The 20,553-nt window shown below is 45.4% G+C and carries 21 protein-coding genes; 15 read left to right on the top strand and 6 right to left on the bottom strand.

Features of this window, described 5'->3' with window-relative positions; genetic code table 11:
• Positions 1-94 precede the first annotated feature (94 nt).
• The 5 genes from SPIGRAPES_RS10920 to SPIGRAPES_RS10940 all read left to right on the top strand — a co-directional run bounded on the left by SPIGRAPES_RS10920 (position 95) and on the right by SPIGRAPES_RS10940 (position 4,248).
• Entirely contained in the window at positions 95-1,264 is a 1,170-nt protein-coding gene (locus SPIGRAPES_RS10920; protein WP_014270809.1) for a galactokinase, read from the top strand.
• Entirely contained in the window at positions 1,261-2,061 is an 801-nt protein-coding gene (gene surE / locus SPIGRAPES_RS10925) for a 5'/3'-nucleotidase SurE (RefSeq protein ID WP_014270810.1), read from the top strand. Before SPIGRAPES_RS10920 ends, surE begins: the two co-directional genes overlap by 4 nt.
• Entirely contained in the window at positions 2,054-2,419 is a 366-nt protein-coding gene (locus SPIGRAPES_RS10930; RefSeq protein WP_014270811.1) for a CxxCxxCC domain-containing protein, read from the top strand. The genes surE and SPIGRAPES_RS10930 overlap by 8 nt, the downstream gene beginning before the upstream one ends.
• Before the next feature lie 63 nt (positions 2,420-2,482).
• The gene (locus tag SPIGRAPES_RS10935; RefSeq protein ID WP_014270812.1) at positions 2,483-3,643 is read left to right on the top strand and encodes a cysteine desulfurase family protein; all 1,161 of its coding nucleotides are present in this window, start codon (positions 2,483-2,485) and stop codon (positions 3,641-3,643) included.
• Positions 3,640-4,248: an iron-sulfur cluster assembly scaffold protein gene (locus SPIGRAPES_RS10940; protein WP_014270813.1), complete on the top strand. Its 609-nt coding sequence runs from the start codon at positions 3,640-3,642 to the stop codon at positions 4,246-4,248. The genes SPIGRAPES_RS10935 and SPIGRAPES_RS10940 overlap by 4 nt, the downstream gene beginning before the upstream one ends.
• Before the next feature lie 64 nt (positions 4,249-4,312).
• On the opposite strand, the gene SPIGRAPES_RS10945 is transcribed toward SPIGRAPES_RS10940, so the two are convergent.
• The gene (locus SPIGRAPES_RS10945; protein WP_014270814.1) at positions 4,313-4,774 is read right to left on the bottom strand and encodes a hypothetical protein; all 462 of its coding nucleotides are present in this window, start codon (positions 4,772-4,774) and stop codon (positions 4,313-4,315) included.
• Between the two features lie 135 nt (positions 4,775-4,909).
• On the opposite strand from SPIGRAPES_RS10945, the gene SPIGRAPES_RS10950 reads away from it, so the two are divergent.
• Together SPIGRAPES_RS10950 and SPIGRAPES_RS10955 are read left to right on the top strand one after the other, a co-directional pair.
• A complete protein-coding gene (locus SPIGRAPES_RS10950; RefSeq protein WP_014270815.1) occupies positions 4,910-5,833 on the top strand; it encodes a helix-turn-helix domain-containing protein in 924 nt (307 codons plus the stop codon).
• A gap of 117 nt (positions 5,834-5,950) precedes the next feature.
• A complete protein-coding gene (locus SPIGRAPES_RS10955; protein WP_014270816.1) occupies positions 5,951-7,036 on the top strand; it encodes an alpha/beta hydrolase in 1,086 nt (361 codons plus the stop codon).
• Here SPIGRAPES_RS10955 and SPIGRAPES_RS10960 read toward each other — a convergent pair.
• Positions 7,033-8,724: a nucleoside kinase gene (locus SPIGRAPES_RS10960; protein ID WP_014270817.1), complete on the bottom strand. Its 1,692-nt coding sequence runs from the start codon at positions 8,722-8,724 to the stop codon at positions 7,033-7,035. The two genes, SPIGRAPES_RS10955 and SPIGRAPES_RS10960, sit on opposite strands and share 4 nt — an antisense overlap.
• 166 nt (positions 8,725-8,890) lie before the next feature.
• Here SPIGRAPES_RS10960 and SPIGRAPES_RS10965 point away from each other — a divergent pair, with 166 nt between their 5' ends.
• Positions 8,891-10,651 (top strand): aldehyde ferredoxin oxidoreductase N-terminal domain-containing protein, encoded by a 1,761-nt coding sequence (locus SPIGRAPES_RS10965; RefSeq protein ID WP_041384624.1) that lies wholly within the window; start codon positions 8,891-8,893, stop codon positions 10,649-10,651.
• On the opposite strand, the gene SPIGRAPES_RS10970 is transcribed toward SPIGRAPES_RS10965, so the two are convergent.
• The gene (locus tag SPIGRAPES_RS10970) at positions 10,630-11,169 is read right to left on the bottom strand and encodes a metallophosphoesterase family protein (RefSeq protein ID WP_014270819.1); all 540 of its coding nucleotides are present in this window, start codon (positions 11,167-11,169) and stop codon (positions 10,630-10,632) included. The two genes, SPIGRAPES_RS10965 and SPIGRAPES_RS10970, sit on opposite strands and share 22 nt — an antisense overlap.
• A 562-nt stretch (positions 11,170-11,731) precedes the next feature.
• Between SPIGRAPES_RS10970 and SPIGRAPES_RS10980 the strand changes: the two genes are divergently transcribed.
• The 4 genes from SPIGRAPES_RS10980 (at position 11,732) to SPIGRAPES_RS10990 (ending at position 15,425) form a co-directional block, all read left to right on the top strand.
• Positions 11,732-12,604 carry a helix-turn-helix domain-containing protein gene (locus SPIGRAPES_RS10980; protein WP_014270820.1) on the top strand — a complete coding sequence of 291 codons (873 nt, stop codon included), beginning with the start codon at positions 11,732-11,734 and terminating at the stop codon, positions 12,602-12,604.
• A gap of 306 nt (positions 12,605-12,910) precedes the next feature.
• Positions 12,911-13,042: a hypothetical protein gene (locus SPIGRAPES_RS17465; RefSeq protein WP_014270821.1), complete on the top strand. Its 132-nt coding sequence runs from the start codon at positions 12,911-12,913 to the stop codon at positions 13,040-13,042.
• Between the two features lie 211 nt (positions 13,043-13,253).
• Entirely contained in the window at positions 13,254-14,180 is a 927-nt protein-coding gene (locus SPIGRAPES_RS10985; RefSeq protein WP_014270822.1) for an alpha/beta hydrolase, read from the top strand.
• A 3-nt stretch (positions 14,181-14,183) separates the two neighbouring features.
• Positions 14,184-15,425: a YihY/virulence factor BrkB family protein gene (locus SPIGRAPES_RS10990; RefSeq protein ID WP_014270823.1), complete on the top strand. Its 1,242-nt coding sequence runs from the start codon at positions 14,184-14,186 to the stop codon at positions 15,423-15,425.
• On the opposite strand, the gene SPIGRAPES_RS10995 is transcribed toward SPIGRAPES_RS10990, so the two are convergent.
• A complete protein-coding gene (locus SPIGRAPES_RS10995; protein WP_041385289.1) occupies positions 15,422-16,213 on the bottom strand; it encodes a ZIP family metal transporter in 792 nt (263 codons plus the stop codon). The two genes, SPIGRAPES_RS10990 and SPIGRAPES_RS10995, sit on opposite strands and share 4 nt — an antisense overlap.
• Positions 16,214-16,305: 92 nt before the next feature.
• On the opposite strand from SPIGRAPES_RS10995, the gene SPIGRAPES_RS11000 reads away from it, so the two are divergent.
• Together SPIGRAPES_RS11000 and SPIGRAPES_RS11005 are read left to right on the top strand one after the other, a co-directional pair.
• Entirely contained in the window at positions 16,306-16,767 is a 462-nt protein-coding gene (locus SPIGRAPES_RS11000; protein WP_014270825.1) for a hypothetical protein, read from the top strand.
• A gap of 61 nt (positions 16,768-16,828) precedes the next feature.
• Positions 16,829-17,797: an aromatic ring-hydroxylating oxygenase subunit alpha gene (locus tag SPIGRAPES_RS11005; RefSeq protein WP_014270826.1), complete on the top strand. Its 969-nt coding sequence runs from the start codon at positions 16,829-16,831 to the stop codon at positions 17,795-17,797.
• 64 nt (positions 17,798-17,861) lie between these two features.
• Here the strand turns inward: SPIGRAPES_RS11005 and SPIGRAPES_RS11010 are convergent, their stop codons facing one another.
• Positions 17,862-19,010 (bottom strand): tyrosine-protein phosphatase, encoded by a 1,149-nt coding sequence (locus SPIGRAPES_RS11010; RefSeq protein ID WP_014270827.1) that lies wholly within the window; start codon positions 19,008-19,010, stop codon positions 17,862-17,864.
• 71 nt (positions 19,011-19,081) lie between these two features.
• A complete protein-coding gene (locus SPIGRAPES_RS11015; protein ID WP_014270828.1) occupies positions 19,082-19,753 on the bottom strand; it encodes a Crp/Fnr family transcriptional regulator in 672 nt (223 codons plus the stop codon).
• Between the two features lie 86 nt (positions 19,754-19,839).
• On the opposite strand from SPIGRAPES_RS11015, the gene SPIGRAPES_RS11020 reads away from it, so the two are divergent.
• Positions 19,840-20,523 (top strand): ATP-binding protein, encoded by a 684-nt coding sequence (locus SPIGRAPES_RS11020; RefSeq protein ID WP_014270829.1) that lies wholly within the window; start codon positions 19,840-19,842, stop codon positions 20,521-20,523.
• The last annotated feature ends 30 nt before the right edge of the window (positions 20,524-20,553 follow it).

The raw sequence follows: 20,553 nt of genomic DNA on the forward strand, positions 1-20,553 counted from the left end.
CCTTTACTCTGCAATGATTTCTACAAAAAGTGGTTTTTTGTTGCATTATAAGAGTAAGTATCCTAAAATTACTGCATAAAAACTAGGTTGGGGCATGGATAACGTAATAATTCAGCATAAAAATGAGTTTGGCGAAACACCATTGGTCGTAGTCGAAGTGCCCGGTGCTTGCACCTTGCTCGGGTGTTATGCCGATGCTTGTAAAGGTTGGTCCATTGTTGGGACTGGCGAATCTGTTTTGTACGTAGCAATATCGTTTAGAGACGACCAGATGGTACGTCTCTCCAATGCCACCCTCAATGATCGCAAACGTTTTGTCCTGGGAAATATTAAATTTCGCAAAGAAGACCGCTGGGGAAATTATATAAAAGGGGTAGTGGCAATACTTGCCAACGAAGGCGTTGAATTTTCAGGTTTGAACGTCACGGTTGAAGGATCCCTATTACTCAGCGATAACCAAATGATCAGTACTTGCATAGCTTTGGGTGTCTGCCTTGCCCTTGATAAGCTCATGGACTTACAGCTGAGCATTCCTTCGATTATCCGCATTGCTTACCAGGCAAATACGGTATTTAACAATGAAATATGTAAAATAAGTGATCTTTTGACGATAATTAATGCAAAAAGGGGAAAGGTACTCTTTTTTGACCTCCAGCATATTACCTTCCAGGAGATTGATTTTCCCTTCTCAGACACCAATGAAGAATATATTGCCCTTATTGTTGATAGCAAAATTTCCCCCAATGCCATGCGGGAAGAAGTCAGTCTTAAACGAAAAGCGACTGAGCTTGCTTTCACCAAACTCAAGGAATTCAAGCAGAGCGGATTCATCCGTGATTTCCCTGAAAGCGAATTGTCAGCAAGGATAGTCCCCCTCGATGAGGACTCTCGTCATATTTGCGAATATATCTTGATGGAATCCCATTTGACCAATGACTCTGCGACGCTTTTAAGCCAAAAAGAAGCTCTGCTCTATGGCAAGACCATGAACCGGATACAATCGGGGCTCCGTGATCTCTTTGAGGTTACATGCCCGGAAGTCGATTGGCTGACCAAGCGTGCAGCCGAAACCTCCGGATGTCTGGGGGCCGTGCTTATCTGTAACGGTTTTAGCGGTAATGTTATGGTCCTCTTGAGCAAACAGTCCCTTCCAAGCTATATTAACCGTCTGGAGGAATACGAGCACATTTTCGGTTTTCATCCCCGATGGTATATATTCCAAAGTGGTGGCTGTGCCAAAGTTGTGTTCCCTGAGAATGCATGACAATATTGCTGACAAATGATGATGGATATAAGAGCGAAGGAATAGCGATTCTTGAATCGTTCCTTAAACGCGCAGGCCACGAGATATGGGTCTGTGCGCCTTCTCATGAAAGAAGCGCAAGCAGCCATTCGATGACCCTCAGGGGTGAAATCATTGTCACCGAGTATTCATTGATGCATTATCATTGCAGCGGAACTCCTTCTGATTGTATTCTGTATGCCCGTAAAGGCAATTTATTTCCCCGTATTCCCGACTTGGTGATTAGCGGGATTAACCACGGGTACAATATTTCTACCGATATTCTCTATTCCGGCACAGTGGGGGCTGCAAGTGAAGCCGCCCTGATGGATATGAAGTCCATTGCTATCAGTTGCATGAAAGATTCTCAGGGACAATTCCCTTTTGTCCATGCAGCCCAGTTTCTGGTAGATCATCTTTCCTCCTTCTATCCGCTATGCAGTGCGGAAACGATCCTGAATATAAACATGCCTCCCAACTGGAACGGAAACTGGAAAGCCTGTGGAATGAGTCACCTTGATTATCACGATGCAGTGGAGAAACAACAAAACGCCGACCAGAAGACGTACGACACCAATGGTGTTCGTTTTGGAACCTCCATCATCATGTCCTTGAAGGGTGGTATTCCCCCTGTACAGAAATGTGACTCAGAGGGGACCGACTTCCAAGCTGTTACCGATGGGTTTGCAAGTGTTTCCGCCCTTTCTGTGCTACCCCCGCTCAATACACCTGTGCAGGAGAAGCTTGTTGCAATGGGCAAGAGGTCGATCCATGTGTAAGTCCTGTAATTCCACCTGGGAGCAGAAATGTTCTCGCTGTGGCCTTTGTTGTCACGAGAAAGCAGTATATGGGCATCTTCTGGTAATTGATCTTGATTCCTGGTGTGAATTCTTTGATCCCAAAACCAAGCAATGCAAGGTGTATACCCAGCGTTTTGCAAAAAGTACACGTTGTAGAAAAGTAAATTATCTCAGGGCAATGTTTTCTTCTTATCTGCCCAAGAGCTGTGCCTATGTCCAATGGGCAGCGGAAAACCATATCAGATTTTCCCCAAACCGGATGCTTCGGCTTATTCATAGCAAGACCTGTCCCCCAGACGAAATTGACAAAGACCTCTACGAAATCTTTAGGGCATAAGATGTAGGTAGCTTGACCATAGGCGTCAAGCATGAGTATTTTTGGCAATGAGGTTATATTATTATGGATAATCAGATTATATATCTGGATAACAATGCGACAACCCGCATGGCTGACGAGGTCATACAGGCTGTTAGCGAAGCATTGGTTATATACGGGAATGCCTCGAGCATGCATGGCTTTGGCCGTGATGCTGCGGCGGCTATCGAACAGGCGAGGCATCAGGTTGCCTCGTTGATAGATTGTGATCCCAGCGAAGTTGTATTTACCAGTGGAGCAAGCGAAGCAAACAACACAGTTTTCAATATTTTCAGGGATAAGATAGATTTAGGTTCAAAACGGAACAGGATTGTAACAACGACAATTGAGCATCCCTCGATTATCGAAACCGTTAAATTTCTCAAATCGCGCGGGTATTTGGTGGATGAAGTTCCCGTGGATAAAACGGGCAGGGTAGATCTTGCTACCCTTAAAACCTATCTGGGCGAAGATGTTGCATTGGTTTCGGTAATGACCGGAAACAATGAAACCGGGACTATCCAGCCGATCGAAGAGATTACAAAGCTGGTCCATGCCGTGGGAGCCTACATGCACACGGATGCTACCCAGGCTATTGGGAAAATCCCTGTATCCATGAAAGACTGGGATGTCGATTACATGAGTCTTTCCGGGCATAAATTCTATGGTCCGAAAGGTATTGGGGTTCTTGCCGTAAAGAAAAAGGTTCCTTTCGAGACATTTATACACGGGGGTCACCAAGAAGGGGGGAAGCGTGCCGGTACCTATAACACCCCCTCGATCGTAGGGATTGGCGTTGCTGCCGAGCTGGCAGAGAAAAACCTTGAGAGCGAGAGCAAACATCTTTGGCACCTCAGGGAAATGCTTCGTCTCGGAATTGTGCAAACCATTCCAAACGTTGTGGTCAATGGCAACCAGGAACACTGCCTGCCAGGGACCTTGGATGTTTCGTTTCCGAGTGCAGAGGGGGAGTCGATTCTTCTCTATCTCGACTTGGACGGTATTGAGGTTTCTACGGGAAGCGCCTGTGCCAGTGGTTCGCTTGAGCCCAGTTATGTACTGCTTGCTTCCGGTGTAGATATTGAATTGGCCCATGGTTCTATCCGATTCAGTTTCGGGCACTACAATACGGAAGATGACGTGAAGTATGTGTTGCAGAAGTTACCGCCGATTATCAAGCGCTTAAGGGAGTTGTCAACAAGATGAATAATTTTATGAGCCAGTGGGTATATACCCCAATAGTAAAAGACCATTTTATGAACCCTCGCAATACCTGGAGGGAAGACGAGCATTTTGAAGCCGATGGAGTGGGTGAAGTTGGTTCGCTTGCCTGTGGAGACCAGATGAGAGTCGCTATCAAGGTTAAGGACGATGTAATTTCTGACCTTCGTTGGCTGACGTACGGTTGTGCCTCTGCAATAGCAAGCACTTCAATGATGAGCGAACTTGCTATTGGCATGACACTCGAAGAAGCCTATCGCATGACCCCTGATATGATTACAACGGCCCTTGGGGGGCTTCCTGACCATAAGTTCCATTGCTCAGTCCTTGGGGACAAGGCCTTGCGTGCAGCGATTGATGATTTTCTGGAGAAACAGGGAAGAGACAACCCTTTCAAGAAGACCATCGCCAAGGTAATCTGCGAATGCAAGAATGTTACCGATATCAAAATTGAGGAGCTGGTCAAGAACGGAGAAGCCAAGACCTTGGAAGATCTGGAAAGACTGACAGGGTATGGTACCGGTTGTGGCAAATGCAAAGCACAGGTCTCCGATTTGTTTGACGAGTTCAAGCATATTTACGATAAGTAACAGAAGTATCTGTTTACCTCAAGATAAGGCGGCGAAAGCCGCCTTTGCTTTTGATCCTTCATAATCATGGGTTTTCGATAAGATCGACAGCGTAATTGATTTTTCCTGTAGCCCTGTACCCAATGGCTTTTATTAAAAATTCGCCATCTCCTTGGTTGAAGGTCTGATTAAAAGGCCCTACCTGGTCTGTGATAGTCGTAACTCTCCCATCGGTTTTTCTGACCAGAACCAGTTTGAAGAGCCCTGTTGTTACCTGCTCGAAATTTCCTGAGATTCTCAGGCTTTTACCTTCGCTTACTGCTTCTTGTTGCAGCGTGTCACGTCCGAAGAAACCCTTGAATTCCAATCTCCCCTCCGATACATTGCGAATAGTATAGGAATACCTGTCTGCAGTCTGTGCCAGTACCGCATCATCATAGAATTCTTCTCGAGAATAGCCATTATCGAAATTGCATCCTATCATTGAACAGGAAATCATCGTCATACACAAAAGAATAAAAATAATCAGCGGTAATTTGTTTCCCATAGAAATTCCCCTTCACTTTTTTGTCCCAATTATTCCCTGGTTTTTGCGATTGCCCAATACGAATAACTACGTAATTTGCAATAATCAGTACACTTTGATTGTGTCCATCGGCAAGCGATGGTACAGTTCTAAAAAATGAAGCACATTATTCTGTTCACGTATATATTGATTTTCTCAACTGGCTTCGCAGCTCTCGTTGCGCTCATAATCCTTGATATACGAAAAAAAGGGATGTTTGTTCATCGTATGATCGTCGTACAGGCTTTGTTTATCGCAAACCTTGCACTAGTTGCCGTGTACTATTACCTCGACCAGGTAGTAGGCTTGGTGAGCGTAGAGGGTTCATCTCTGGAACAAGGTATGGGGGCTTTTGGGGCATTGCTGAATATAGCTCTCTATTTTTCGATTCTAGGGGTCCTCTCCAGTAAAGAATTTGCATTAGTAAAGAAATACTTACTTTCTGTGGCACGGTTGCTGAATGTTTGTTCAATCATTCTTTTGACAGTCAACCTGTTTTTCCATGTGTTTGGAAACGGGATCAACTCGCTTGTTTGGTCAGTTATTCTCTATCTGCTGATTGCGTTGACTATAGGATTCTTCGGTTTAATTCTCTTGCTCGCCGATTCTTACCAAACAAGCCAATCTCTAAAGACTCTGGTAAGAGGAATTGGATGGTGCTCTGTTGCGTTTGTCCCGCTCGGGCTGGGTGAATTTGTTCTCAATAGGTTTACCGCGAACATGTATCATCCCTTGTCGTTGGAGTATCTCTATTATCTCGGATGTAACGGTGTCATGATTGTTGCATCCCTTCAGTCACTTGCAAAGAGGGCGTCTGCTGAAACTGCCTTCGGGATTCTCAACGAGGAGGTTGCAGCCAAATTTTCCCTTACCGGAAGGGAAAAGGAAATGGCAAACAAAATTGCACAGGGAAAATCGAATAAGGAGATTGCCTTCGATTTGGGGATTTCTGAAGCCACGGTAAGGACGCATATCTACAACCTGTACCAGAAAGTGGGGGCGCAGAGTAGGATTGAACTGCTCAATCTCCTGCATGATTGATTTCTACGACACTCTTCGTAGCCTTTGCAACCTGAACTCATAGCAATCTCCGATAGGATGATGCCCTCCAATAGAGGAAACTACCCTTGCCAGCAGATGCCTGGCAAGGAGTAGTACATGAAGAAAAATAGAAAAATTGGTTGGATAGTCGGATATTTGGTTTGCTTGGTTTTTATCAGTGTTGGTACGTCTTGCGCACATACTGCAAGGTTGGTTGACGAAAGTGGTAATCCCCTTGCGCTGGCGGTAGACTCCAGGGAAAAAATCGACCTCAATGGAACCAAGCAAAGAATCTATATAGCAGGAGCCTCTGAGGATAATCCAGTTATTCTTTGGCTTGACGGAGGACCCGGTGGATCGGAAGTCGGTTGGGTTCGGACGTATCTTGCTCCATTACATGAGCAATTCACGATAGTTTGCTGGGATCAGAGGGGGACAGCGGGAAGTTATGCTGCTGCAAAGGATGGCCTGCTGGTCGAGCAATACGTTCAAGATGTTATAAGCCTTTCTAATTATCTTGCCGATCGGTTCAATCAGGAAAAAATAGTTCTGATGGGCCATTCCTGGGGATCAGTAATCGGCTTGCTCGCTGCACAGGAGAATCCTGGACTCTTTCATGCCTATATCGGAGCAGGCCAACAGATCAATTCAATCGAGAACGATACTCTTGGATGGCAGATGGTCCTGAAAGGGGCCCGTGCGTCTGAAGACCACAAGACGGTTGCGCTGATGGAGAAAATTGGACGTCCCCCCTATTTGAAAACCCTTGAGGACGGATCTGTCGTCCCTGACGGGCAGAAATATTTTGAAGTCCTCAGTCGTTTGTTCGAATTCAGTCCACATGCTCCCGCTGATGCTTCTTTCCGTTCAGAAAAAATGTTCCTCGCGCCTGAACATTCGTTTGCAGATCGAATCAACCTGGTAAGGGGTTTGCTCAGGGGAGTCAAGGAAGTGTACCCGCAACTGGCATATCTTGATTTTGAAAAAGACGTGAAGCGTCTTGATTGCCCTCTTTTCCTTGTCAATGGCCGATACGATATGAGTTGCGTTTCTACAATCGCGGAACGCTGGTTCAATACGGTGGAGGCCCCGTATAAGGAGTTGCTGTGGCTTGAAGAATCTGGACATAATGGAGTCTATACCGAAAGCAAAAAGTTCATGGAATTTATGACAGAAAAAGTACTTCCCTTGGCAACGACCTAGACAACATCGAATTCGCTTCCTCCTATGAATTCCCTGAGCAAGGAGTCTTGGGGAACCAGGGTGTCTGCAATAGGGTTTACATTATCAAGGAACCTGAGGAGTCGTCTGGCTGTCTCGTAGGTCATCTCCTGGGAAGGCTTTACCATTTTCAATAGAGGTTCGGCAAACGGGGCTAGGACTCCCAGTTCATAATCCAAAGCAGAATTGATCATGATATCTGCGTTGTTCTGGTAAGGGAATATGTAACGGTTCTCCCCTCTCTGTACCGAAGGCCACATGGAGAGTGTAGTCTCGGCGTTGGTTCCCCGGGTCCTGTTGTCCCGAACCATTCTTCTTATCAAGCGGTTGTCAGTGGTACTGATCCTGTTATGGTCATCGAGATTCAATTGGGTGAGCGCAGATATATAGATCCTGAATACCATATCCCGGTCAATCGAACTGATAAGTTGTGGGTTCATCCCATGGATCCCCTCGATTACCAAGAGGGTCCGCTTATCCATGGTAACAGCTTCTTTCTCATAGGTTCGAGTGGCATTCTTGAAGTTAAAAATAGGCAGATGGACTGAATTCCCTTCACTGAGAAGTCCAAGGTCTTTCTGGAATTGGGCGACATCGATAGCCTCCAGGGCTTCAAGGTCGGGTTTGTTATATTCGTCTTTGGGCACCTGCTTGATATCCAGGTAATAATTATCCAAGGAGATCTTTACAGTTTTTTTGCCAAGTACCTGCAGTTGGGTACAGAGTTTGTAGGCAAAGGTGGTTTTACCAGAGGACGACGGTCCTGCAATGAGGATGAATTTTACATTTCCATGCTCATTGATTTTATCGGCAATGCTGGAAATCTTTTTCTGCTGCAAGGCTTCGGCAAGCCTGATAAAGGACCCTACTGTATTTTGGTTTCCCATTCTATTCAGTTGCCCAAGCGATTGTACTTTGAGGATTGTCCCCCAGGCTTTGTATTCCTTGAAAACAGAGAATAACAGCGGATTGTCCTTATAGGTGTCGAGTTTCAAGAAATCATAGGAACGGGGATAGCGCAACAGCATCCCTTTTTCTTGGTAGGGTTTTAGTTCCCATACCTGCAAGAGACCGGTTTTCCCAATCAGGGGTTCGTAGGATATATCCAGATAGCCACTCAAACGGTACAGTTCGACGACAGGGTCATTGCGGGTGGATAGCAAGGCAGATGTCTGCTCAAAATGCTTTTCATTGAAATAGGCAAGGGCTTCACTGTAGGGTAGGCTTATTTCCTCGATGGGGAGATTTTGTTCGACAAGGCTTTGCATGGTAGAGGAAATTGCGGCGATGTCCCGGGTTTCAAGTGTATATTCATCGTCGAAACTGAAGTAGTACCCATCACCCAAAGAATGGCCGATAACCAGTTTCCTGTCAGGGAAAAGCATAGAGACAGCACTACAGAGAAGGTAGCAGATGGTGTGCCTGTACATTCTTTTTCCCATGTCGCCAAAGAGTCTGACTGGTTCCAGGGAGCAGTTGCTCGTCAGTATTTTGGCACAGGATTGTAATTCATGGTTAACCAAGGCACCGATATAGGGATTGTCGAAGTAGGAATGGCCGGTTGAAGTATCAATATAGTTTGTTGCAATTAACAATTCTTCAACTGTTGTTCCCATTGCAACCGTTTGTATTTTTTCCCCGATAGTGATCTGTATATCTTTCATATTCATAATAATACTTCCAAGGAAAGCCAAGAAACAAGAAAAAAGAATACAGGAAGCATTTTGCATATTCTTATGGCAATAAAAGAGAACTATTGGTTATATATTTACTTGATATGGTATATTCCTACCTGCAACATTGACACTCTGAGTTGCAATGGATACATTTTACTGCATGGAACAAAAGCAACATATGGCGTTTCCTTATCGCCAGCGCTTCATCTTGCTGGTTGATGTTGGACAGGAAACCTGGGAAAAAATCCCCCTATCAGAGAGTGAATCCAAAACAATGCTGGGTGGAAGGTTGCTTGCGCTCGGACTCTGGGACAAATATGCCGAATACGAGAATCTTGGAAGCCAAGCCTATGAAAGTGGTAATCCGATTGTTATAGCTGCCGGTTCAGCCTCAGATATTTCGTTGGCATGTTGCGATTCCTTTACCTTGGTGACCCGTTCTCAGCTAACCGGACAGCTTTCTGTCAATACAAGCAATGGCCCCCTTGCCCGGGCCCTGCATGGGTGCGGTTATTCTGCTATGGTCATCGTCGGGCGTTTTCGGAGACTGTCTGGGTTTGAGATAGATTTTAATTCCGTACAGTTTTCCAATGCGGAAAAATTCCACGATTTTACAACCAAGGAAGTAGCAACACACTTTTTGGGAAAAAATCTGATAGCGCTTGGACCCGCTGGGGAACATCAGGTACCGTATGCTTCGATCTGGTCCGATGGTACGAATTTTGGCCGCGGGGGTGTCGGAACTGTTTTCGGCTTGAAAAATATCAAGTATATCACCCTTGCCCCCTCGGTATCGGGGCGCGAGTCCTACGACCCGAAACAACTTGGGACAACTATTCAGAAATATCAACGTACCCTGCAAAAAAGCAAAGTAGGCGATTTGATAGCCAAGGAAGGCTCTGTTACCCTTATAGAGCAAGCAAATCGCTATGGATGGGCTGCTGTTGATTGTTTTTCGCTTAGAAGAGACGGCCGGCTTTGGGGCCTTTCCTCCTACCGGGACTTCAAGGCCGCGGACCCTGCAGTGCAGGGGTGTGCCGGTTGTCCGAATGGCTGTGCCCATTCTTCCGGGGAAGGTTCGGTTTTCCCGGATTTTTCAATGGGGTTGGCCCTTGGTGCCAATCTTGAGCTTTTCGATTACCAAAGTGTTTCCCTTCTTATGGATCGTTGCTCGGAAACCGGTCTGGATTATTATTCGATAGGGGCAGTCCTTGCCTGGGCGCGAAAGACCAGACCTGAAGGGACACTCTCGTTCCTTCCTGATCTCAGTCGTGCAACAGTCCATCAATACCTTCATCTTATCGATGCAATGGCCTACAGAAAGGGTACTGGGGAACAACTGTCCCATACCTTGGACAAACTGGTTACACTATACGGTGGTGCCGAATACGCCTATGCCGTGAACTCTATTCCCCTTGCTCCCTATGACTTGAGGGCCTTGCCGGCCCAGGCACTGCTCACTGCGCTTGGTGATGACACGGTTGTAATCAGGGAGTTGTTGTCAGGCAACCATTACAGGAGAGGAAAAGAGCGCCAGATTGCAATGTGGGCAATGTTTTCGCAAGACCTCCGGTATGCAATGGAGTCGCTAGGCCTTTGTTATTTTTTCTCCCTGCCCTGTTTTGATAAACCCTTTCTTTGGTATCCTTTTAGGTTTTATAGGAAGTCAATGTTTTCGTTCTTTGCAGAGCTGGTTTCCGTAACTGAGGGGTATACAGTAACCGGTAAACAGGTGGCTTCCTATGGAAGGGACGCTTGGGCCTTGCAAAGGAAGATTGACAAAATGCTATTGAAGGGAGAGCCTGTGGGTACGTTGCCAGATCAAGTCCTGGTGAATGCTTCGAGCAATTTCCCTGCGGCCCAAGTGGTTCCCCTGGCCAGACTCCTTGACACCTACTATCAGATGAGGGGCATAAAATAGTACTGTAAATCTGGGAGCGGGATATCTGTTGCCAAAGAACGGATTTCAATTTTACCATTTTCAATAATGCCATAGGTTTCCCCATAGCTGCTTCTCGGGTAGGAGGGGGAACCTGGGTTTACATAGATTACGCCGTCTCCTCCAATTGTCAGGCTAGGGCAATGGGTATGGCCACTCAACACTATGTCCTGGGGCCTCAAGCCTAATTCCTCTGGGGAGAAATAACGGTCGCCATGGATCATGATAATGGTGCGTCCTGAAAAGGGGAATCTCCTGATTAACGGAGGCAAGGTCAATCCTGTAGCATGGAAGGCATACTGAGTGTCACAATTACCCCTAACCATGACAATAGGTACTATACTGGTTCTCAATATCTCGCTGAACGTGCTTCCTTCCGACGGACAAGTGTCCCCTGCCAGTAGGAGGGTTTTAGCTTGGAAGGTGTTCGCTTTTTCCAAAAGAGTGGTAAGTTTTGAGGAAGATCCGTGCAAATCTGAACTGAAAAGCAATGTATCCATGAAAATACTCTACCATATTTTGCATTTCCTTTGTAATTCGGTTACTGCAATAAAAGGTTCTTGTCGATCACCGCTCATGCTGGTACGAGAATACAAGAATCCTGACTTCTACAATAAAAAATCAAAAAAAATAACTGCCATATGAATACAATGCAAGTAATTATCAGCAGTTTTCTTTTCCGTACTTTCAAGCGGAATGTAATATATCAGTCAATATTCTTTGTACTGTTTTTTTTCGGCCTCAGTTCCTGCCTCGGAGAAAACTTTTGTAATTACCCAAGCCCCTCAATAAGCCTATCTTCTTCAGCAAAAGCTCGAGGCAGTAGTTCCGGTATAGGGTGTCCTTCACCTCGAGGTAGGATTTGGTGACCTTGGACGACTGCTCGGTCTTTCGCAACCCGCGGTACATTGCTTTTGGAATCCTAAACTCCTCTTCTTGCTGTCTTTTTGTTTTTCTGCCTTTACGCTTTCTGCAATACGAAAAGAGAGATAGAATAGCAAGGAAAGTCAAGCACGTATCGTTTTTCTGTATTAGCATCAGGATAGAGGAAGTTCTTAGCGTATGGATGATTTCCAAAGGAATGCAGTAAAGCAGATGCTCGATTACATCGAATCCCATCTCTCTTTTCCGATCAGCTTGTACCAGCTTGCACAAACTGGGGGTTATTCAGCTTGGCATGCTGCCCGGCTGTTCAAGGAAGCTACTGGGACCAGTCCGTTTTCTTATATCCGTAGCAGGCGTTTGGCTGCAGCTGCACACCAGCTTGGAGTGGGAAAGCAAAATATCATCGATGTAGCCATGGATTTTGTGTTTGACTCTCATGAAGGATTTACGCGTGCCTTTACCAAGCAGTTCGGCATGAACCCATCTGATTTCCGCAAAGCCTTGGCAACCTACCATGCAAGAACTGCCCAATTAACGATCAGTGAAGGAGAAAAATGTATGGAAACGGTATTTGTACAAGTAATCGATCGTATGGAACGTAAAGCCGTGGTTAAGTTTGCACATAAGGCTTCGGACTATTTTGAATACTGCGAAGAGGTTGGATGTGAGATCTGGGATACCTTGGGTTCTATCAAAGGTGCTTTATTTGAACCGATTGGTATGTGGATGCCTAAAAACATGCGCAAGTTGGGTACCGGTGAATATGTACAAGGTGTTGAAGTTCCTGTGGATTACAAGGGAGAAATTCCTGAAGGATTTGATAGTATTACCCTGCCAGCGTGCAAGATGATGGTTTTTCAAGGTCCTGCTTATGAAGATGAACATTTTGAACAGGCCATCACAAATCTTTGGGAACTCATGAAAACCTATGATCCCAAGCTCTATGGCTTTGAGTGGGCTGATGAAGATGGCCCTCGGTTTCAATTGGCACCTATGGGGTATCGCGGCTATATTGAAGCAAGACCGGTTAGGGCTTTGAACCAGAACTAATGGCGATTCGTCTCCTTCCAATAGTTGGTAGGAGACGTTTGAATTCCTTTTTATACCGGTCAGTCTTTTTTCAAGTGGAATACTTACTCCTAAACTGCTTTTTTTATTAGGAAGCGAGTGAAAGCAGTTTGTGGGATTTTGTTATTTCCCTAAAGATCTCTTGGATTAGTATCTTGCTGTGGTTGTAAGTACACATTGTATCTATTGGTACATTCGGCTGGGTTCATCACCTAAATCAGCCAATCCCTTTTCACATTCAGCTATCATGTTCGAATATCAGTGAAAAAAGAACATGGAGGTAAGAATATGATTTCTTGCAAGGATGGCTTGATCTTGAGTGAGCAAGGCCTCAATATTACACAGATCAAAGGTAAATTGGGATATGACCGAAATACCCTTTTGGGGTCATGCAAGGGTTTGCTGGGTTGCCTGGTTTGAAGGACTGCAGAATTCTGGAGACGCAAGGGGTTTTAGAAAAGAGCCGTGCAAATCTGAACTGAAAAACAAGGTATCCCTGCAAATACCCTAGCATATTTTGCATTTCCTTTGTAATTTGGTGAATGCAATAAAAGTTTCTTGTCGCTTAAGAATAATGCTGTTACTATGATATAAGACTCATATAAAATTGCTTTTTTTAGGAGGGTTGCCGATGTCTGACATCAGGGAGTTGACCTGCAGTGACGGGCATGTTTTGTGCTATCGTGTATGGATACCCCAAGGTACACCTGTAAAAGCGGTATTGCATATTCTCCATGGTATGGCTGAACATAGTGAACGGTATGACCGGTTTGCAACGTATCTCAATGCAAAGGGTATAGCAGTCTATGCGCAAGATCATCGCGGCCATGGTTTGACAGCCAAGAAAGCCAATGGACAGCTTGGATGGTTTGACGAAAAGGATGGATGGATGCGCGTTGCAGAGGATGCCTCCGAACTGTCCAATGTAATATCTTCCGACTTTCCCAAGCAATCATTGTTTTTAATGGGCCATAGTATGGGGTCTTTCCTTGCAAGGACCTTGATGGTACAGCATTCGGATGTATACGATGGGGTCATTATCATGGGTACAGGATGCTCCCAGGGGCTCCTTGGAAAGATTGGCAAGGGAATTGCCCGCCGGCATGTGAAAAGGAACGGCATGCATTTTGTCGATGAGCAAATCGATAAGATGAGTTTTGGCTCCTATAACAAAAGAATCCAAAATCCTGCTACCTCTTTCGATTGGTTGAGCAGCGATACAGCTGAAGTCAAGAAATATATTGATGACCCGTTCTGCGGTTTTGTCTGCACCTCCAAATTCTATGAAGATATACTTGATGGGATAGAATTTGCCAATGATGGTGAAAAGGCGCGCAAAATTCCCAAGGATTTGCCTCTTCTCATTATCAGTGGAGATATGGATCCCGTGGGGAACTATGGTAAAGGGGTTCAGAAGGTATTCGATATGTATAAGGATGTAGGAATCTCTGATATCAGCCTCTACCTGGTTAAAGACGGAAGACATGAAATCCTGAATGAAACCTCTCGCAATGAAACGATGGAATATCTATATTCTTGGTTGAAGAAGAGAATCTAATCGATGGGAATTTTGAAAGCCATAAAAGGTAAGTTTGCATCTGCAGGAAACATAGCATCGTTGGCCATGAATCAGGCAATGCATGATAACGTATTTCAATCGGCATCGAGTATGGTGTATTCGACGTTGATGGCAATAGTCCCGGGTTTGACGTTCATCTTTACCTTTTTCGGCGCTTTCGGGGTGCTGCAACCGGTTATAGATTTTCTTGCCCAATGGTTTACGGAAATATTTGGGCCCGAGGCAGGGACCCAGCTTCTCTCTCTCTTGGAAAAATATACCGCCAATGCGACGAGTCTTGGGGTTGTTGGCTTGATTTCCTTTTTGATTACCATGGTTTTGTTGATCAATAAAGTCTGGTCGGTAATCAATCAGATTTTCCGCACTTCCCAAAACAGGAACCCTGTAAAACGATTTGCGGGTTTTGTCACGTTTCTGATTATTTCCTGTCTGCTTGCCGCCGCGTATGTAAGTGTGCAGTCACTTATGAATTCCTGGTATTCCAAATTACTGGGAGTCTCGGTGGAAGGGTGGTCAAAGGTAATAGGCATTGCTGTTCCCCTTTTGATCATTTGGGCAATCTTTTTCTTGTTGGCCTATTTTGTTCCCAATATCAAGGTCCATTTTTCTTCTGCCGGTATCGGGGCCTTTGTTGGAATGCTTCTGATTATGGGTTTCAGTAAGATCATGTCAAAATTAACAGGAATGGCAACTAATTTTTCGGTAATCTATGGTTCGCTGGCTGCTGTGTTCCTCTTTCTTTTCTGGTGTTACTATTTTTGGACCGTTGTCTTTTATTGTGTTGAATTGACCTATGTCCATCAGTTCAGGCCAGATAAGCAGGTCTATAAGGGGCTTCCCCAGAGTCCAGCCCTTCAATTGTCTGAGGGTGCGAATATCATGATGCTTATCGGAAGCAATTTCCATAATGGGAACGGGGGAACTACCACCAAGGAAATAATTGAGCGGCTGGCTATACCGGCAAACCGCCTCTATGGTTTTCTGGAGTTGCTGTCACGACTCGGTTTTATTACACCTACGAATAATGGAAATACTGAGTTCATTCCCAAACAACCTTTGGAAAACATGAAAGTGCTCGATTTGGTGACCTCTCTCTATGGTTTGGAGAACATGTCCTCAGATGAACACAATACAGTGGGAGAGGCGATTGCCTTGCAGGTAAAAGACCATGGGATCGCTTCCTTGGGAAGCCTGACTATCGAGAATCTGTTGCAGAGGATCTAACCTAAGGCAACGTCAAGGACCATCATGATTGCAAACCCCAGCATGCATCCGATGGTTGCATAGTGGGTTCCTTCATGGTTGTTTCCCTGGGCTTCCGGGATCAATTCCTCAACAACTACATAAATCATTGCCCCGGCAGCAAAGGCCAAGGCATACGGGAGAATGGGCCTTACCTGGGTAACCAGGAGGGCTCCTAAAACACCTGCCACAGGTTCCACGAATCCTGAGGCTTGCCCATAGAAGAATGCCTTTGACCTACTGAGTTTTTCACCTCGCAAGGGGATGGCTACCGCGGCCCCTTCCGGCAGGTTCTGGATTCCGATTCCGATGGCCACGACTATTGCGCTCGCGAGTGCCTGGGTATTTCCTGCCGTTATTGCCCCAAAGGCAACTCCGACAGCCAATCCTTCCGGGATGTTGTGCAGGGTGATGGAAAATACCAAGAGGATGCTTCTGCGGAGGTGAGAGGGTAATCCTTCAGGGCTTTTCGAACCGATATGGGTATGGGGAAGCAACTGGTCACTGATCCAGAGGAAAAATCCTCCGGCCAAAAATCCTATTGCCACTACCCAGTGGGCGGCTAAAGGGCCCCCGTCAGCCAATTCTATTGCAGGGGCCAAAAGCGACCAAAAACTTGCAGCAATCATGACGCCGCTGGCAAATCCGAGCATACTGTTTAATACATGGGGTTTTATCGTCTTGAAAAAAAATACCAATGCTGCACCCAATGCAGTCATTGCCCAGGTTCCAAGGGTTGCCACCAAAGCCATCACTATTGGATTGTTCATAGGAATACGATAAAATACCAGTCTTTCTAGGTCAATAGAAATATCGCTTTTCATAGCGTTTGTTTCAGGGATACCTATTTTGGGAGGCTATTATGTTATTAGATGTTACTACCGTTGAACCGATTGAAGCCCTTTCTTGGCATTCGCTTCCTGATATCCAGGATGGCGTAATGAAAGATGAAATATGGAAGTGTGGGGATTTGGTTTGTTCCCTGTTGGATAATCCCCGATGCAAGAGTGGGGAGGATTTGGTTTCGATTCCCTATGCAATGAGCGTGAAGCGAGGGAAAGATCTTGTTTTGGTGATTTCACTTGAGCAGGATGACCTCAGGGCTCTTTCCTTGAAACTAGGTTGTTCCTTAAAGGAATTGCAGGAAGATTATCAGACAAAATCGAACTTTGGTCCTTTGCATGGGTTTGTGTATTCCCAGGAAAGGGAGGACTTGGGTGTCTATGACTACCCGATGGACCTACAGAGCCTCAGGGTTTTCTTTTTGGACACCATCTGCGATACCTTCGATATCGTAGAACCGCCTGTACAAATTAAGCTTTGAAGCTACAAGTACTATTTGTTTTCCCTCAGAATATGTAGGATACTTTTCTTGGAGGTACAGTATGATTCCAAACCAATGGTATGCAATATTACCCTCAAGGGAAGTAAAGAGAGGGGCTTTATATGCAGTTAAGCGTGTAAATCTGGACCTTGTCCTATTCAGGGATGCAGAGGGAAAACTTGGGTGTGTCGTTGACCAGTGCCCCCACCGGGGAGCTGCCCTCAGTGCGGGGAAACTGGCCGGGTCCCATGTTCGATGTCCATTTCATGGTCTTGAATTCGATACAGAAGGAAACTGCAGACGTATCCCAGCAAATGGGAATGCATCGAAGGAAGATATTTCCCGATATAATGTCAAACAGTATCCTGTGCAAGAATTGATGGGAATTATCTATCTCTGGTTCGGTGAAAGCGAAAAAGCGACTGCTTCGGTACCTTTCTTCCATGACCAGATTGACAATTCTTTTTCCTACAGTGAATTCCCTGATCACTGGAATGCCCATTACTCCCGATGTATCGAAAACCAGCTTGACGTCGTTCATGTCCCTATTGTCCATTACAACACAATAGGGAAAGGCAACAAAACCCTTGTGAACGGCCCTAAGGTTCTCTACGAGAATGGAATGTTGAAGACCAGTGCAAACAACGAGGTCGATACCGGGCAAACACCAAAAAAACCTGATGACTGTGAAATCCGGTCCTTATATCTGGGATTTCTGTTTCCCAATATCTGGATCAACCATATATCGGACAAGCTGATGGTCTTGATTTACTTTGCCCCTGTCGATGAGGAGAATACCATTCTCTATGTGCGTTTTTATTGCAAACTCACTCCATTCAGGTCTTTGAATGCTCTCATCGCTTTCTTTGGCAAATTTGCAAATAAAAGAATAGAGCGTCAGGACAAACGGGTTGTCGTCACCCAGAAACCAGCTGCCTCCACGCTGAAGTCGGGTGAAAAGCTTTTGACAGGCGATGGCCCGATTATCAAGTACCGGAAAATCAGGCAAGAATTGAAAGAATCTACATAATAAGAAAAAAACAGCTGGCCCTGGAAAGAGCCAGCCATATTTTTTCCTTGAGAGAAAAGAAGCCCTAGAATATGAAAGTGATCGAACCTTCCAGCTTCACTGATTTGTCAGAGAGATTGTCTTTAATGGCTTTTATCTGGTCACTGGAGAGGCCAACGGTCTTTATCAGATAGTTTTCCGAAACCTTTTTGAGTGTCTTGTCTGTAACTGCCTTTCCTCCGTTCAATTCGGCGAATATGTTTGTGATGATCTTGCTGATAACTGCATACCGTTCAGTACCTTTTTCTACCCCATAATAGTTCTGGTAGCTTGTCATATAGTCTGTGACTATTTCGTCAACCGAAGCCCCCATCAAACCTGAAAGCAATGCACTGACAAATCCTGCCCTGTCTTTCCCTTCGTTGCAGTGAATGAGGTACGGCCCTTTGTGTTCTGCCATAAAAGTCAGTCCAGTCTTGAGTTTTGCAATAAATTCAGGATCGGTGAAGGTGACGCCCATATCCAATGCGATTACCGAACCAGATTCGACCAGTCCCTTGTAGAAAGGGGCCTCGTCAAGATGGGCATAGAGACTTTGCTGGTCATCTGCCAGATTGATTACTGTCTTGATCCCTACCAGTTTTGCCAAAGCCTCCACATAGGGAGCCCTCGCATCCCCTAAAATGGGATTTGCCGAGCGGTAGAGCCTGTTGGGGGCAATGGTTCCGAACTGCACGCTGCGGAAATTTGCAAAAATGGCGTCTGATGCATAATCTTTTCGTTCCTCAGTCCTTACCAAATGCCTAAGCTCAAATTCCTGGAGATAGCCGCCTTTTTCGAGCAAATCAATGGAAACAGGCTCACCTTCCTCTGCTCCGCTTGTCTTGGTAAGATTTCCATAGTTGATTGCGAGGATTACCGAACCCTTGTTCAGGCGAATAAGGTAATTCCCCTTGTCGACATCGCTATAGGCCGTTCCAATGGGAGCCTCATAGGTGAAATCGCCAATGGAAATGGTTGTCCAGTCACCGACTGCATACCCGGCATCGATGAGTTCCTGCTCACTGAGGGCAAGGGTACAGTTTCCGTATTTATCAATGACAGCTACTGAAGACTGTAGGGTTGGAAGTGTAATGGTTTCTTTTATAGCTTCCTGTTGCGAGGTTACGCAGGATACGAACACCATGCTGATAGCTAACAAAACAATAAGGAAAGGTCGTCTGATTGATTTCATGATTCCTCCAAAATGCGGATGTACAGAACAAAAGACCTGCTGGTATACAAATCAGCCTAAAGAATTTCTCCTTAGTCCAAAGGATGACGGTTTTTCAGGGTGAATTCATTTTTTTTATAGTCTAGGAGACCTTCAGAACGCATTTTGCTCAATTCATTGGCCATGGCACTCCGTTCGACACAAAGGTAGTCCGCCAACTGCTGTCGGTCGAAAGGTATGCGAAATGAACGCGAATTGGCTTTAAGCGATTCCTCCGAAAGATACGAAAGCAGTTTTTCCCTTGTACTTCTTTTGGTTATATGACTCATTTTTTTCATGAGCCCTTGGTTTTTCCTTGCTAATATTGCAACCATATTCTCGATAATGGCGTTATGGAATACACAATTTTTGCTGCAGGAAGTAATGATCTTCCGTATGGCCAGAAACATTACCGTAGTCTCAGTCTCCGCGACAACACTGACCTGACTTTTTTCCCCTGTGCAAGCGATGGTTTCCGCAAACAAATCCCCTTCGGTAAACCGTGAGACAAGTGTCCTGTTTCCCCAGAAATCATTACGGACTATCTGTATGGCTCCACTGAGCAGTATTCCTAATTCTTTTGAGGTATCACCTTCATGAAGGATAACGGCATCCTTTGCGTACACCACGGTGCGGGGTTGCAGGCAGGTGAGGAGCAAGGGAAGATCCCGGAGCTCGATATCCTTGAACAATTGGCAAGAGGCAAGTATCTGAGAACTATCCATATATGCTTCTTTGTTGTAAAAACAACATAAATAAAATCGTCTTTATAATAGCATATGCATATATAACAGACAATGGAGGCTTATGTATGATTAGGCAGATGATAAAGATAGATACAATAAAGTGTAATGGATGCGGGCTGTGTGCTTCTGCTTGCGCCGAAGGTGCCATAGGCATGGTAAACGGAAAGGCAGTCCTTCTCCGTGAAGACTATTGTGACGGGCTTGGCAACTGTCTTCCCGTATGTCCCACAAGAGCCATTACGTTTGAAGACCGTGACGCTCCTGCTTTTGACCATGAAGCAGTTGCAGATAATGGACCTATCGGCTTCAGTTGCCCTGGTTCCCAGATGAAGGTGATGAAGGACAATGTGCGGAAAACCGAAGAAACCGTAGGACACCCGGTTTCCAGCCAGCTCGCCCAATGGCCTGTACAGATCAAATTGGTTTCCCCAAATGCCTCGTATCTGCGTGGATGCGATTTGCTCATAGCCGCAGACTGTACTGCCTATGCCTATGGCGATTTCCACAACAAATTTATCAAGAATCGAGTCACTCTCATCGGATGCCCGAAACTGGACAGTCCTTCCTATATTGAAAAATTTTCCGAGATATTCCAGCACAACGATATTCGAAGCGTCACCGTAGTTAAGATGGAAGTTCCGTGTTGCGGTGGTCTTGATTATGCAGTGAAGGAAGCCCTTGCATCCTGTGACAAGATCATCCCCTTGGCAGTCGTTACTATCTCTACCGAGGGAGAAATTCTCAAATAATTTTTACTATGACATTCTGTGTCATAGCTA

It is taken from the genome of Sphaerochaeta pleomorpha str. Grapes, from assembly GCF_000236685.1.
Lineage (GTDB): Bacteria > Spirochaetota > Spirochaetia > Sphaerochaetales > Sphaerochaetaceae > Sphaerochaeta > Sphaerochaeta pleomorpha.